The organism is Neorhizobium sp. JUb45, assembly GCF_004343585.1.
In the GTDB taxonomy this organism is placed as follows: Bacteria; Pseudomonadota; Alphaproteobacteria; order Rhizobiales; family Rhizobiaceae; genus Neorhizobium.
The window spans coordinates 686157-698750 of sequence record NZ_SLYW01000002.1 but is presented as its reverse complement, the minus strand read 5'-3'; the positions used below and the strand labels follow the sequence as shown (position 1 = coordinate 698750).

Below are 12594 nucleotides of genomic sequence, written 5' to 3'. Positions count from 1 at the left end.
AAGGGGAGAGATAGGGCCGCAGCATCCTTGCCTCTCCCCCTGCGGGAGAAGATACAAAATCATGGTCTTAGCCCATGGGCTAAGTCATAGTTTTGGTTGGTGAGGGGCAAAATCCTGCCCCTGCATGATCTCGTTACCGAACAACGCTGACCGTCGTGGCGGCCATCTGTGCGTCGGTTTCCTTGGTGATGGTCGCAACGAACACAATCGCCAACAGCGCCACGCAGATGACGGCGGCGCCCAGGAAATTTCCAGGTCTCATTAAAATGTCTCCGAATCGTCCCAGCCGATTGCAGAGCTAACACATGAAAATGGCGCGGAGCTTTCACGTCTCCACGCCATCAGATCACACAAACGTCAATTGGCGGCCAGGTGTGGCCGTTCGGACTCAGAGGCGGGTGACGAAGACCGTGACGATCGGCTTCTTGCCCCAACCGTTATTGGCGGCGGAACGGACAGCGCGACGCACGGATTCACGCAGCATGTCGAGATCCTTGCGGCGGGCGCGCGGAATGCTTTCGATGGCACCGAGAACCGAATCGTACAGCGTGTCTTCCATGCTCTCGCCCTCGTCATCGACTTCCGGCAGGCCGAACAGCACGATATCCGGGTCGGCCAGAAAATCGTAGCGGCTGTCGAGCAGCACGTTGACGGCGACATGGCCGACGAAGGACAGCTTGCGGCGATCGCCGATGCCGATTTCCTCGAAATCGCCGATCAGCTTGCCGTCCTTGTAGATACGACCGAACGGAACATCCGCGATGACTTCGGCCGGACCCGGTGCGAGACGCAGCACGTTGCCGTTGCGCACGCGCGGCACGGTCTTGATGCCGGCGCCAAGCGCCAGATCACGCTGCGCCGTCAGGTGGGCGGCTTCGCCATGGACCGGCACGAGGATTTCGGGACGGGTCCACTCGTACATCTTCAGCAGTTCGTTGCGGCGCGGATGGCCGGAGACATGAACGAGTGCCTGCGTGTCGGTAACGATGTTGACGCCCTGTTCGATCAGGCCGTTCATGATTTCGAGAATGGCTTTTTCGTTGCCGGGAATGGTGCGCGAGGAAAACACCACCGTATCGCCCGAGGCCAGCGCCACATTGCGCATCTCGTCACGCGACAGTTTTGCCAAAGCTGCACGCGGCTCGCCCTGGCTGCCGGTGAGGATGACCACGACCTTGTCGCGCGGGATGTAACCGAATTCGTCTTCGGCGATGAATGGCTTGATGTCGTCCATGATGCCGATATCGCGGGCGACGGAAACAACGCGCTTCAGCGACGAGCCGAGCAGCAGCACTTCGCGGCCGGCGGCCTGGGCTGCAAGCGCGATCGAGCGGATGCGGCCGACATTCGACGAGAAGGTGGTGACGGCGACGCGGCCCTCGGCCGCCTCGATGACCTTCTGCAGGCCACCCGAGACTTCTTCTTCTGAAGGCGAGACACCGTCGCGCATGGCGTTGGTCGAATCACACATGACGGCCAGAACGCCCTCGTCGCCGATGGCGCGAAAACGCTCTTCGTCGGTGAGTGGACCAAGCGACGGATTGTGGTCGATCTTCCAGTCACCCGTGTGGATGACATTGCCGAGCGGTGTGCGGATGACCAGCGACATCGGCTCGGGAATGGAATGGTTGACGCCGACGGCTTCCACTTCGAAAGGGCCGACCGTGATGCGGTCGCCGGCCTTGAAGATGGTGATCGGGATTTCGGCGCGGCTGCCTTCGTAAGCGCGCTTGGCATCGAGCATGCCGGCCGTGAACGGCGAGGCATAAACCGGCACGTTGAGGCCGGGCCAGATATCGTTCAGCGCGCCATAATGGTCTTCATGCGCGTGGGTGATGAAGATGCCCTTGAGGTTCTTCTTCTTGTCCGCAAGAAAACGCACATCGGGCAGGACGAGGTCCACGCCCGGCAGGTCGGGCCCCGGAAAGGTCACGCCGCAATCGACCATGATCCACTGGCGGGTTGCCTCGGGGCCATAACCGTAGAGCGCGAGGTTCATGCCGATCTCGCCTACGCCGCCCAGCGGCAAAAATACCAGTTCGTCCTTGGAGGCCATCTTGTCTCGTTTCTGATTCATGCAAAAAATACGTCGCCGGCGGCAATGGGCATAAGTTCGGTGCCCGTGTCCAGCATCAGCAAGCCTTTATCATCAATTCCGGCAAAGCGCCCGGAAATCGAACGATCCGGCAGATTGACCGTAATCTTCTCGCCGATACCGCAAGCGACAGAGCGCCATTGGGCCGTGACCTCGGCAATGCCGCGGCCTTCGTTCCATGATTCCAGAACCCAGGCCATCTCCTTGTAAAGATGCGCAAAAAGCTCTTCCGGAGAGGCGGTGCAGCCATAGTCTTCAAGCGATGTCACACCATATGGTGCACTATCGGGCTTGTGGCGGATATTGATACCGATGCCGATAACGAGAGCGCGTTTTCCGGTCGGCAACATCTCGGCTTCGAGCAATATGCCGCAGGTTTTCTTGCGTTCTATCAAAATGTCGTTCGGCCATTTGACCTCGACCGGCGGTGTGCCGGGCGGCATGACGGTAGCGATGGCGTTGCGCACGGCAAGCGCCACGGCCAAGGGAAGCGAGGCGGTGCGTTCGATCGGCGCGGGGTCGATCAACAGGAGCGTGGCGTAAAGATTGCCGGTCTCGGATGTCCAGGCACGCCCACGACGACCACGCCCGGCGTTTTGGCGCCGGGCGGTGATCCAGATCAGGCCCTGGTCGCCTGCCCTCGCAAGCGCGAGGGCATCTGTGTTTGTGGAGCCGACTTCATCCAGCGCCTGATGCCTGAAGGCTTCGAGCGGGAAGCGGCGTCTGTTTTCCGTCATCTTAGAAGAATGACTTTGCTGCCGCAGACGCTGCCGTGCCGACCGGGCCGCCGAAAAGCACATAAGCCGTGACGAACAGACCGGAGAAACCGAAGACCAGTTTCAGAATGCCCGAGGTGCGGGCAAACTCGCCGGTCGGCTGATCGAACCACATCAGCTTGACGACGCGCAGGTAATAATAGGCGCCGACAACCGAGGAAAGCACGCCGATAACGGCCAGCCCATAAAGCTGGGCTTCGATGGCTGCGAGGAAAACAAAGTACTTGGCGAAGAAGCCGGCGAGCGGCGGAATGCCGGCAAGCGAGAACATCAGCGCAGTCAGCACCAGCGCCATGAACGGACGCGTGGAGAACAGGCCGGCCAGATCGTCAACGGCTTCGACGGCAGTGCCATCGGTGCGGCGCATCGACATGATGCAGGCGAAAGTGCCGAGCGTCATGACCATGTAGATCAGCATGTAGAGCGCGACAGAGGAAACGCCGGTTTCAGACCCTGCGGCCAGACCCACGAGCGCATAACCCATGTGACCGATCGAGGAGTAAGCCATCAGGCGCTTGATGTTCTTCTGGCCGATGGCCGCGAACGAACCGAGCAGCATGGAGGCAATCGCGATGAAGACGATGACCTGACGCCAGTCGGCAACAACCGGGATGAAGGCATCCGAGACGATGCGCACCAGGATGGCCATAGCGGCGACCTTGGGGCCGGAGGCGAAGAAGGCGGTGACCGGGGTCGGTGCACCTTCGTAAACGTCCGGCGTCCACATGTGGAACGGCACGGCCGAGATCTTGAACGCCAGACCAGCAAGAACGAAGACCAGACCGAACACGAGACCAAGCGAACGGGTTTCCTGGCTCAGCACCTGGGCGATCTGTTCAAAGCCGGTATTGCCGGTGAAGCCGTAGACCAGCGACATGCCGTAAAGCAGCATGCCGGAGGAGAGCGCACCGAGAACAAAATATTTCAGGCCGGCTTCCGTGGAGCGGATGCTGTCACGGTTGAAGGCGGCGACGACGTATAGCGACAGCGACATCAGCTCGAGGCCGAGATAAAGCGCGATCAGGTCGTTGGCCGAAATCAGCAGCATCATGCCGAGCGTGGCGAGCAGGACGAGAACCGGGAATTCCGGCTTGTCGATCTGGTCCGACTTGGCATTGGCATAGGTCATCAGCAGCGCGACGATCGAGCCGAACAGCGCGGTCGCCTTCATGAAGCGGGCAAAACCGTCCATCATGAATGCGCCGTTATAGGCCTCGCCCTGCGGCGCGACGAAGATGATCATGATCAGAGCCACGATCATGACGGCGATGGTGAGGCCGGTTACCAGCGGCGACGAGCGGTCGCCACTGAAAACGCCGATCATCAGGAGCGCCAGCGCACCGATCGCCAGAAGCACTTCCGGCGACGAGATCTTCAGGCTGGCAAGGAGTAGTTCAGCGGTCATATCATTCCGTCCCGTCTCAGTGCGTTACTGCGAGCGCAAGTTTTTGCGCTGCCTGCAGGGCTGCCGAGTAATTGTTGACCAGCGCATCAATCGAAGCGGCAGTCGCATCGAATACAGGCGCCGGGTAGAAGCCGAAGAAGATGGTGAGCGCGATCAGCGGGTAGAGAAGGATCTTCTCACGCGTCGACAGGTCCAGCAACTGCTTGAGATTTTCCTTTTCCAGCGCACCGAACAGAACCCGGCGATAGAGCCACAGGGCGTAGCAGGCCGACAGGATCACGCCGGTTGCCGCAAACAGCGCCACCCAGGTGTTGACGCGGAAGACGCCGATGATGGTCAGGAATTCGCCGATGAAGCCCGACGTGCCCGGCAGGCCGACGTTTGCCATCGTGAAGATCATCATCGCCACGGCATACTTTGGCATGTTGTTGACGAGGCCACCGTAAGCGGAAATCTCGCGGGTGTGAAGGCGGTCATAAACGACGCCGACGCAGAGGAAGAGCGCGCCAGACACGATGCCGTGCGACAGCATCTGGAACACGGCACCCTGCACGCCCTGCGTATTGGCGGCGAAGATACCCATGGTCACGTAGCCCATGTGGGCAACCGACGAGTACGCGATCAGCTTCTTGATGTCGTCCTGCATCATCGCAACCAGCGAGGTGTAGATGATGGCAATGACAGACAGCGCAAACACCATCGGCGCAAAGTAGTCCGAAGCCAGCGGGAACATCTGCAGGAGGATACGGATCATGCCGTAACCGCCGAGCTTCAGCATGACGCCGGCCAGGATGACCGAACCTGCGGTCGGGGCCTGAACGTGCGCATCCGGAAGCCAGGTATGAACCGGCCACATCGGCATCTTGACGGCGAAGGCGGCAAAGCAGGCGAGGAAGAGCCATGTCTGCATGCCGGCCGGAAAACCGTGCTTCAGGAGTTCTACGATATCGGTGGTGCCGGCGTTCCAGTACATGGCCATGATGGCGAGCATCATCAGAACCGAGCCGAGCAGCGTGTAGAGGAAGAGCTTGTAGGATGCGTAAACGCGATCCTTGCCGCCCCAGACACCGATGATGATGAACATCGGGATCAGCGTCGCTTCGAAGAACACGTAGAAGAGCACGATATCGAGCGAGACGAACACGCCGGTCATCGCCACCTGCAGAAGCAGGAAGGAGATCATGTATTCCTTGATGCGCTTCTCGATCGATTCCCAGCTTGCCAGCACGCAGAAGGGCATGAGGAACGTGGTGAGAATGACGAACAGCATGGAAATGCCGTCGACGCCGAGATGGTAGGAAATGCCAGTGCCGAGCCACTCATGCTTTTCGACCATCTGGAAGCTGGCGCTCGAATTGTCGAAGCCGATCCAGATGAACAAGGACACGATGAAGGTGAAGACGGTGGTCGCCAGCGAAATGTAGAGCACATTGCGGCGGCCGTTCGCGCCCTCTTGTCCCGTAAGGAGCAGGAGCACCACGCCGACCAGCGGCAGGAAGGTGACCGTTGAAAGAATTGGCCAATCGGTCATCAGAAGGAACTCCCGAGCATCATCCAGGTGACGAGGGCGGCGATGCCGATCAGCATCGCGAACGCGTAGTGATAAAGGTAACCGGACTGCAGACGCACGACATTACGCGTAACGTCGACAACACGGGCGGCGATGCCGTTCGGGCCGTAGGCGTCGATGACGGCGACGTCACCCTTCTTCCACAGGAAGCGGCCGAGCGCCTTTGCCGAACGGACGAACAGGAAGTCGTAGAGTTCGTCAAAGTACCACTTGTTGAGCAGGAACTGGTAGAGGCCCTGCTGCGAGGCGGCCAGACGCTTCGGGGTTTCCGGCGACTTGATGTAGAAATACCAGGCGGTGACAAAACCGATGATCATGGCAAGGAACGGTGCCAGAGCGACGAGAGCCGGCACGTGGTGGAATTCGTGCAGCAGTTCGTTGTGCTCGGAGGTGAACAGGGCGCCCTTCCAGAACACGTCATATTCGTGGCCGTAGAAGAATTCCTTGAAGACCACGCCGGCCACAACCGCGCCGATGGCGAGGATGTAGAGCGGCACCAGCATGACCTGCGGGCTTTCATGCACGTGGTGCATGACCTCGTGGCTCGCACGCGGCTTGCCGAAGAAGGTGAGGAAGATCAGGCGCCACGAATAGAAGCTCGTGAACATCGCCGCGATCACCAGAAGCGTGAAGGCAAAGCCGGAGGCCGGCGAATGCGATGCGTAGGTCGCTTCGATGATGAAGTCCTTGGAGAAGAAGCCGGCAAAACCGACCGGCGTGAACGGAATGCCGACGCCGGTAATGGCAAGCGTGCCGATCAGCATCATCGCGAAGGTGACTTTGATATGCGGGCGCAGGCCGCCCATGTGACGCATGTCCTGTTCGCCATCGACGGCATGGATGACCGAGCCGGCGCAAAGGAACAGGAGCGCCTTGAAGAAGGCGTGCGTGAAGAGGTGGAAGACGGCCGCGCCATAAGCGCCGACGCCGAGCGCCACGAACATGTAACCGAGCTGCGAGCAGGTCGAGTATGCGATGACGCGCTTGATGTCGTTCTGCACGAGGCCGACGGTGGCCGCGAAGAAGGCGGTGATCGCACCGATGATGGTGACGACCAGCAGCGCATCCGGCGACAGTTCAAAGATGGGCGACATGCGGGCGACAAGGAAGACGCCGGCGGTGACCATGGTTGCTGCGTGAATGAGGGCCGAAACCGGGGTCGGGCCTTCCATGGCGTCCGGCAGCCAGGTGTGCAGCAGGAACTGCGCCGACTTACCCATCGCGCCCATGAAGAGCAGAAGGCAGGTGACGGTGATGGCCGTGCTCTTGGTCAGCTCCATGCCGAAGAAGTTGGCGACGATCGCGTTGGCGTCGGCGGCACCTTCATGCGGCATATAGGTGGCGGCAGCGGCAAAGATGGTTTCGAAGTTGATCGAACCGAACAGCACGAAAACGCCGCCGATGCCGAGGATGAAACCGAAGTCACCGACGCGGTTGACGATGAATGCCTTCATGGCGGCAGCCGATGCGGACGGCTTCTTGAACCAGAAGCCGATCAGCAGGTACGAAGCCAGACCCACGCCTTCCCAGCCGAAGAACATCTGCAGCAGGTTGTCGGCGGTGATGAGCATCAGCATCGCGAAGGTGAAGAGCGACAGGTACGCGAAGAAACGCGGACGATGCTCATCGTGATGCATGTAGCCGATGGAATAGAGATGAACGAGCGTCGACACGGTGTTGACGACGACGAACATAATCGCGCTCAGCGTGTCGATACGGAAGGTCCATTCGACATCGATGCTGCCGGACTGGATCCAGCGCATGACGACGGCCTTGACGACCTCACCCTCGGAATGACCGAGCGCGATATCGAAGAAGACGATCCACGACAGGATTGCCGCAACGATCATCAGGCCGGTGGTGACGTATTCCGATGCCTTGGCGCCGATCTGGCGGCCAAAGAGGCCGGCGATCAGGAAGCCGATCAGGGGAAGAAAGACGATTGCCTTGTAGATCATGACCCGATCAGCCCTTCATCATATTGACGTCTTCGACCGCGATGGAGCCGCGGTTGCGGTAGAAGACAACGAGAATTGCAAGACCGATCGCCGCTTCCGCTGCAGCAACCGTGAGAATGAAGAGCGCGAAGACCTGGCCGGCGATGTCGTTGAGGAACGACGAGAAGGCCACCATGTTGAGGTTTACCGACAGCAGGATCAGTTCGACCGACATCAGGATGATGATGACGTTCTTGCGGTTCAGGAAGATTCCGAACACGCCGATCGTGAAGAGAATGGCGCTGACCGTCAGGTAATGGGAAAGTCCGATTTCCATAATTTCAATCCTTGTCCCGCTCTCAGAGGCCCTGGCCCGACTTGACCTTGACGATCTCGACGCCGGTTTCCGGCGTGCGAGCAACCTGGCGGGCGATATTCTGCCGCTTGATGTTCTGGCGATGGCGCAGCGTCAACACGATCGCGCCGATCATGGCGACGAGAAGGATGAGGCCGGCCACTTCGAAGAAGTAGACGTAGTGGGTATAGAGCACGTCGCCGAGTGCGGCCGTGTTCTGGCGTTCGGCGATATCAGGCATAGGCATGGCGACCGATTTTGCCGCCTGCGGCGACAGCGTCGAGCCACCGACTACGAGGATCAGTTCGGCGGCGACCACGAGGCCGACCAGTGCACCGATCGGCGCGTATTGCAGCACACCCTGACGGAACTCGGCGAAATCGATGTCGAGCATCATGACGACGAAGAGGAAGAGAACCGCGACCGCGCCGATATAAACGACCAGAAGCAGCATCGCCAGGAACTCGGCTCCCGTCAGCAGGAAAAGACCCGCCGAGTTGAAGAACACGAGGATCAGGAACAGCACCGAGTGGACCGGGTTTCTGGCCGACACGACCATGACCGCCGACGCCACCGCGACAAAGGCGAAAAGATAAAAGAATATAGCGTGCAGACCCATGTTGGTGCCTTCTCGTCTTCCCCGGCAAGACCTTTGGGTAAAGGCCCCTCCCCGTCGGAACCTGGCGGCCGATGCCGTCCAGACGTTTTTTCATCATCGTTCCCGCCGCCTTGCGGCCGCGGGACATTTCAGTCCGTATCCTTCAAAGCCTTCAGGCCTTATCAGCGATAAGGCGCATCCAGCTGAAGGTTGCGGGCGATTTCACGTTCCCAGCGATCGCCATTGGCGAGCAGCTTGGCCTTGTCGAAATACAGTTCTTCACGCGTCTCGGTGGAGAACTCGAAGTTCGGGCCTTCAACGATGGCATCGACCGGGCATGCTTCCTGGCAGAAACCGCAATAAATGCACTTCACCATGTCGATGTCGTAACGCACCGTGCGGCGGGTGCCATCGTTGCGGCGCGGGCCGGCTTCGATGGTGATCGCCTGAGCAGGACAGATGGCTTCACACAGCTTGCAGGCGATGCAACGCTCTTCACCGTTGGGATAACGGCGCAGCGCATGTTCGCCACGGAAGCGCGGAGAGACCGGGCCCTTTTCGAACGGGTAGTTGATCGTCGCCTTCTGACGGAACCACAGATATTTGAACGTCAGCGCAAAAGCGGCGACGAATTCCTTCAGGAACAGCGAACCGACGGCTTGGGAAAGAGCGGCCATCTTTATTCTCCAATAGAACCGAGCGAGGGGTGAGCCATCATCAGCCAGCCCATCCCGTCAGCTTCAGTACGAATGCAACAATCACCAGCATGCCGAGCGAGAGCGGAAGGAAGACCTTCCAGCCGAGACGCATCAACTGGTCATAGCGGTAGCGCGGCACGATGGCCTTGGCCATGGCGAAGCCGAAGAAGACCATGCAGACCTTGATCAGGAACCAGATGATGCCCGGAACCCAGTTGATCAGCCAGAAGTCGAACGGCGGCAACCAGCCTCCGAGGAAGAGGATCGTGGTCAGCGCGCAGATGAGCATGATGGCAGCATATTCGCTGAGCATCAGCATCATGTACGGGGCAGACGAATACTCGACCATGTAACCGGCGACGAGTTCCGATTCCGCTTCCGGAAGGTCGAATGGCGGACGGTTGGTTTCAGCCAGACCCGAGATGAAGAAGATCACGAACATCGGGAACAGCGACAGCCAGTGCCAGTCGAGGAACGAGTTCGGCAGGCCGATCATCGTGCCGAGGCCGGTCTTCTGCGCGTAGACGATATCCTGCAGGTTCAGCGAACCGACGCAGAGCAGAACGGTGACGATGACGATACCGATCGAGACTTCGTAGGACACCATCTGCGCCGCCGAGCGGAGCGCGCCGAGGAACGGGTATTTCGAGTTCGACGCCCAGCCGGCCATGATGACGCCGTAGACTTCGAGCGAGGAGATCGCAAAAATGTAGAGGATGCCGACATTGATGTTGGCGACAGCCCAGCCATCGTTGAGCGGGATGACCGCCCAGGTGGCGAGCGCCAGAACCACCGAGACCAGCGGCGCAAGCAGGAAGACCACCTTGTTGGCGCCAGCCGGAATGATCGGCTCCTTCAGGATGAACTTGAGCAAGTCGGCAAACGACTGGAACAGGCCGAACGGACCAACGACGTTGGGGCCGCGACGCAGCTGAACGTTCGCCCAGACCTTACGGTCGGCGAGCAGGATGAAGGCGATGAAGACCAGCAGGCAGACCAGCGTCAGCAGGGAATGCCCCACCATGATGAGGGCCGGCCAGATATAGGTCGAGAAGATAGAATCCATTGTCCTGCCCTTACTCCGCTGCAACCTGGAAGTTGTTGCGGGCCAATGCCGAGCATTCTGCCATGACGGCGGAAGCGCGGGCGATTGGGTTCGTCAAATAGAAGTCCTTGACCGACGACACGAAGGCCGCCTTGTCGGCGCGACCGCCAGCCTGCGAAAGCTTGGCTACCTGTTCGCCGGTGCCGGCTGCCACTTCGTCGATTTCGGCGAAATGCGGGAATTCGGCATAAAGCTTGGCACGCAGCGCAGACAGGCTGTCGAACGGCAGCTTGTGGCCGAGAACGTCGGACAGCGCACGCAGGATCGCCCAGTCTTCGCGGGCTTCGCCCGGTGCGAAGCCCGCGCGGTTGCCCATCTGGACGCGGCCTTCGAGGTTGACCCAGGTGCCCGACTTTTCGGTATAGGTCGCGGCCGGCAGGATGACGTCGGCGGCATGTGCGCCGGCATCGCCGTGGCTGCCGATATAGACGGTAAACTTTGCGCCCTTGGTTGCGAAGGCGAGTTCGTCAGCGCCGAGAAGGAAAAGAACGTCCATCGACTTCAGCATTTCGGCTGCGTTGACGCCGTTCTTGCCCGGCACGAAGCCGAGATCGAGGCCGCCGACGCGCGAGGCTGCGGTGTGGAGAACGCCAAAACCGTTCCAGTCTTCGGTGATAGCACCAACTGATGCGGCGAGACGGGCAGCGAGCGCCAGAATGGCCTGACCGTCAGCGCGGGCAACGGCACCGGGGCCAACGATGATCATCGGGTTCTTGGCGGCGGTCAGCTTGTCGATGAAGGCGTTGCCGTTTTCGACGAGGTCGGTCAGCGTGTCCGGGCCGGCACCGAGATATTCGTAATCCCAACGCATTTCGCCGGCTTCGCCGATCAGGCCGATCGGGAAATTGCCGCGACGGAAACGCTTGCGGATGCGGGCGTTGAGGACGGCGGCTTCAAAGCGCGGGTTGGAACCCACGATCAACAAAGCGTCAGCCTTTTCAATGCCTTCGATCGTCGGGTTAAAAATATAGCTTGCGCGGCCGAGAGACGGGTCGAAGGCCGAACCGTCCTGGCGACAATCGATGTTTTCCGAACCGAGCGAGGAAATCAGCGCCTTCAGCGCGTACATTTCCTCAACCGAGGCGATGTCGCCGGCGATGGCGCCGATCTTGTTGGCGGCAGCGCCAGAGACCGCCGTCTTGATGGCGGCAAAGGCTTCACCCCAGGAGGCTGCCTGCAGGCGACCGTCGCGGCGCACGTAAGGACGGTCGAGACGCTGGGTCTTCAGGCCATCCCAGATGAAGCGGGTCTTGTCCGAAATCCACTCTTCGTTCACGGCTTCGTTGACACGCGGCATGATGCGCATGACTTCGCGGCCACGGGTATCGACGCGGATGGCCGAACCGACTGCATCCATCACGTCGATGGATTCGGTCTTGTTCAGCTCCCACGGACGGGCGGTGAAGGCGAACGGACGCGAGGTGAGCGCGCCGACCGGGCAGAGGTCAACAACGTTGCCCTGCAGCTCCGAGGTCATTGCCTGCTCGAGATAGGTGGTGATCTCGGCGTCTTCGCCACGGCCGATCAGGCCAAGCTCGGAAATGCCGCCGACTTCGGTGGTGAAGCGGACGCAGCGCGTGCAGTGAATGCAGCGGTTCATCACGGTCTTGACCAGCGGGCCGATATACTTGTCTTCGACGGCGCGCTTGTTTTCGGTATAGCGCGAACTGTCGATACCAAACGCCATGGCCTGGTCCTGCAGGTCGCATTCACCGCCCTGGTCGCAGATCGGGCAATCCAGCGGGTGGTTGATCAGCAGGAATTCCATCACGCCTTCGCGGGCCTTCTTGACCATCGGCGTGTTGGTGAAGACTTCCGGAAGCTCGCCGTTCGGGCCGCCGCGGATATCGCGCACGCCCATGGCGCAGGAGGCTGCCGGCTTCGGCGGGCCACCCTTTACCTCGACCAGACACATACGGCAGTTGCCGGCGACAGACAGACGTTCGTGGAAACAGAAACGCGGCACTTCGGCACCCGCCTCCTCGCATGCCTGCAGCAGCGTGAAGTGGTCCGGAACCTCGATTTCCTTGCCGTCAACCTTGAGCTTCGTCATCG

Annotated in this window: 11 protein-coding genes; all 11 read right to left on the bottom strand. The window is 60.2% G+C overall.

Annotated elements, in window-relative coordinates; translation table 11 throughout:
* Positions 1-133 precede the first annotated feature (133 nt).
* The 11 genes from EDF70_RS30635 to nuoG all read right to left on the bottom strand — a co-directional run bounded on the left by EDF70_RS30635 (position 134) and on the right by nuoG (position 12592).
* A complete protein-coding gene (locus EDF70_RS30635; protein WP_281033573.1) occupies positions 134-262 on the bottom strand; it encodes a hypothetical protein in 129 nt (42 codons plus the stop codon).
* A gap of 126 nt (positions 263-388) precedes the next feature.
* Positions 389-2056 carry a ribonuclease J gene (locus EDF70_RS10170; RefSeq protein ID WP_132273737.1) on the bottom strand — a complete coding sequence of 556 codons (1668 nt, stop codon included), beginning with the start codon at positions 2054-2056 and terminating at the stop codon, positions 389-391.
* A 17-nt stretch (positions 2057-2073) separates the two neighbouring features.
* Positions 2074-2832, bottom strand: coding sequence for a biotin--[acetyl-CoA-carboxylase] ligase (locus EDF70_RS10165; protein ID WP_132273214.1), 759 nt, complete (start codon positions 2830-2832; stop codon positions 2074-2076).
* Between the two features lies 1 nt (position 2833).
* Positions 2834-4276 carry an NADH-quinone oxidoreductase subunit NuoN gene (nuoN, locus tag EDF70_RS10160; protein ID WP_132273213.1) on the bottom strand — a complete coding sequence of 481 codons (1443 nt, stop codon included), beginning with the start codon at positions 4274-4276 and terminating at the stop codon, positions 2834-2836.
* Positions 4277-4292: 16 nt separating this feature from the next.
* Positions 4293-5807 (bottom strand): NADH-quinone oxidoreductase subunit M, encoded by a 1515-nt coding sequence (locus EDF70_RS10155; RefSeq protein ID WP_132273212.1) that lies wholly within the window; start codon positions 5805-5807, stop codon positions 4293-4295.
* A complete protein-coding gene (nuoL, locus tag EDF70_RS10150) occupies positions 5807-7804 on the bottom strand; it encodes an NADH-quinone oxidoreductase subunit L (RefSeq protein WP_132273211.1) in 1998 nt (665 codons plus the stop codon). The genes EDF70_RS10155 and nuoL overlap by 1 nt, the downstream gene beginning before the upstream one ends.
* 7 nt (positions 7805-7811) lie before the next feature.
* Entirely contained in the window at positions 7812-8120 is a 309-nt protein-coding gene (gene nuoK / locus EDF70_RS10145) for an NADH-quinone oxidoreductase subunit NuoK (RefSeq protein WP_132273210.1), read from the bottom strand.
* A 22-nt stretch (positions 8121-8142) separates the two neighbouring features.
* Positions 8143-8757 (bottom strand): NADH-quinone oxidoreductase subunit J, encoded by a 615-nt coding sequence (locus EDF70_RS10140; protein WP_132273209.1) that lies wholly within the window; start codon positions 8755-8757, stop codon positions 8143-8145.
* Between the two features lie 161 nt (positions 8758-8918).
* Positions 8919-9413, bottom strand: a complete 495-nt coding sequence (gene nuoI / locus EDF70_RS10135) for an NADH-quinone oxidoreductase subunit NuoI (protein ID WP_132273208.1) — start codon at positions 9411-9413, stop codon at positions 8919-8921.
* 40 nt (positions 9414-9453) lie between these two features.
* Entirely contained in the window at positions 9454-10500 is a 1047-nt protein-coding gene (gene nuoH, locus EDF70_RS10130) for an NADH-quinone oxidoreductase subunit NuoH (RefSeq protein WP_132273207.1), read from the bottom strand.
* A gap of 10 nt (positions 10501-10510) precedes the next feature.
* On the bottom strand, positions 10511-12592 hold the full coding sequence (gene nuoG, locus EDF70_RS10125) for an NADH-quinone oxidoreductase subunit NuoG (RefSeq protein WP_132273206.1): 2082 nt from the start codon (positions 12590-12592) through the stop codon (positions 10511-10513).
* Positions 12593-12594 lie beyond the last annotated feature (2 nt).

Coding starts and splice junctions, on each gene's coding strand:
- EDF70_RS30635 (WP_281033573.1), bottom strand. CDS start 262: ATGAGACCTGGAAATTTCCTGGGCGCCGCCGTCATCTGCGTGGCGCTG.
- EDF70_RS10170 (WP_132273737.1), bottom strand. CDS start 2,056: ATGGCCTCCAAGGACGAACTGGTATTTTTGCCGCTGGGCGGCGTAGGC.
- EDF70_RS10165 (WP_132273214.1), bottom strand. CDS start 2,832: ATGACGGAAAACAGACGCCGCTTCCCGCTCGAAGCCTTCAGGCATCAG.
- nuoN (WP_132273213.1), bottom strand. CDS start 4,276: ATGACCGCTGAACTACTCCTTGCCAGCCTGAAGATCTCGTCGCCGGAA.
- EDF70_RS10155 (WP_132273212.1), bottom strand. CDS start 5,807: ATGACCGATTGGCCAATTCTTTCAACGGTCACCTTCCTGCCGCTGGTC.
- nuoL (WP_132273211.1), bottom strand. CDS start 7,804: ATGATCTACAAGGCAATCGTCTTTCTTCCCCTGATCGGCTTCCTGATC.
- nuoK (WP_132273210.1), bottom strand. CDS start 8,120: ATGGAAATCGGACTTTCCCATTACCTGACGGTCAGCGCCATTCTCTTC.
- EDF70_RS10140 (WP_132273209.1), bottom strand. CDS start 8,757: ATGGGTCTGCACGCTATATTCTTTTATCTTTTCGCCTTTGTCGCGGTG.
- nuoI (WP_132273208.1), bottom strand. CDS start 9,413: ATGGCCGCTCTTTCCCAAGCCGTCGGTTCGCTGTTCCTGAAGGAATTC.
- nuoH (WP_132273207.1), bottom strand. CDS start 10,500: ATGGATTCTATCTTCTCGACCTATATCTGGCCGGCCCTCATCATGGTG.
- nuoG (WP_132273206.1), bottom strand. CDS start 12,592: ATGACGAAGCTCAAGGTTGACGGCAAGGAAATCGAGGTTCCGGACCAC.